Genomic DNA, 1,321 nt, shown 5'->3' with positions numbered 1-1,321 from the left:
GCCGGCAGCGGTCGGAAAAACACGCTGTGGATGAACCGTGCCGAGTAGGCAACAGCGAAAGCGCTGCCCAGGACGGCAGCATAGGGCGCGGCGGTATCGAGAATGGAATCGGCGTGCGTTTCGATCGCCTCGGCGAAGAACATTTCCTTGGAGAGAAATCCGTTGAGGAGGGGGACGCCAGCCATGGCCGCGCTTGCCACCATGGCGAGCGTCGCGGTGTAGGGCATGACACGGAAAAGCCCGCCCAGCCGCTGCATGTCGCGCGTTCCGGTCTCATGGTCGATGATACCGGCGGCCATGAACAACGAGGCTTTGAACGTGGCGTGGTTCATCATGTGGAAGATGGCAGCGACGGCACCCAGCGGGCTACCGAGGCTGAGCAGAAGTGTAATCAGACCGAGATGGCTGATGGTCGAGTAGGCGAGCAAACCCTTAATGTCCCGCTGGAAGATCGCAAAATAAGCTCCCAAAACGAAAGACATCATGCCGGCGAAGCCGACGATCCAAAACCATTCGTATGTCCCCGCAAGCACCGGCCACAGGCGCGCCAACAGGAACACGCCGGCCTTCACCATGGTCGCTGAGTGCAGGTAGGCCGAGACCGGGGTCGGTGCGGCCATGGCGTTGGGCAGCCAGAAGTGAAACGGAAACTGCGCGCTCTTGGTGAACCCCCCGAGCAGCACAAGAACCAGGATGGGCACATAGAGATCGTGGGAGCGGATAAGGTCGCCCGACGCCAAAACACGATCGAGGTCGTAGCTGCCAACGGCATGGCCAATCAGCAGGAAGCCGGCCAACAGACCGATGCCGCCGATGCCGGTAATCGTCAGCGCCATGCGGGCGCCGTCGCGGGCACTGGCGTTGTGGTGCCAATAGCCAATCAGCAGGAAGGAAAAGATGCTGGTCAGTTCCCAGAATACGACCAGCAGGATCAAGTTTCCGGAAATGACGACCCCGAGCATCGATCCCATGAACGCGAGAAAGAACGAAAAGAACCGCGGAACCGGGTCTTCCGGGGCCATGTAGTAGCGCGCATAAATGACGACGAGGAAGCCGATGCCGCTTATGAGCATGGCGAACAGCCAGGCAAATCCATCCATTCGCAAAGTGAAATCAAGGCCAAGCGTCGGAAGCCATTCGATATCGCTACGCACCACACCTCGACCGAGTACCGAGGGATAAAACATGACCGCCAAACCCAGACAGGTAAACGACGCGGCGGCGGCGAGGACAGCTGCGGCGTTGCGAGCCTTTGTCGGGAGCATGAGAGCGGCAAGGCTGCCTACGAAAGGCAGGACGATCATCAGTATCAGCGCTGTGT

1 protein-coding gene is annotated in these 1,321 nt (G+C 59.8%); it reads right to left on the bottom strand.

The annotated features are described in order from the left end of the window. The coding region (locus EN932_RS36285) for a proton-conducting transporter membrane subunit (protein WP_281061578.1) at nucleotides 1-1,304 on the bottom strand (1,304 nt) is incomplete at its 3' end. Nucleotides 1,305-1,321 lie beyond the last annotated feature (17 nt).

Source organism: Mesorhizobium sp. M7A.F.Ca.US.002.01.1.1, from assembly GCF_004022955.1.
GTDB classification, from domain to species: Bacteria; Pseudomonadota; Alphaproteobacteria; order Rhizobiales; family Rhizobiaceae; genus Mesorhizobium; species Mesorhizobium ciceri.
This window is presented reverse-complemented; position numbering and strand designations above follow the sequence as displayed.